Genomic DNA, 309 nt, shown 5'->3' on the forward strand with positions numbered 1-309 from the left:
CGTTCGCCGCAAGGGCGTAAACGAGCACGGGCGACGGCAGCTGTCCAGGGCGCGGTTTACCGCGTGCCATTTACCCTGGACGGATGATGGCGACTGTGGTTGTCTCAGCCCAGGCGAATGGACTCAAACGGGTGATACGGCACCAGGGGAAAGGAGCAGGCACCCGCCGCAACGACGAAGAGCGCGGGCGCGAAACGGCGTTGCCCCGCAGAGTGCCGGCAGCTTTATCGCCGGCACGGTGAAAGCGGCGCGACCGGAACGGTCGCAGCAAGCGCTGCTGTTGACCCTGACCTCAGACATCAGACACTA

Origin of the sequence: Klebsiella sp. MS 92-3 (assembly GCF_000195655.1) — a bacterium.
Lineage (GTDB): Bacteria > Pseudomonadota > Gammaproteobacteria > Enterobacterales > Enterobacteriaceae > Klebsiella > Klebsiella pneumoniae.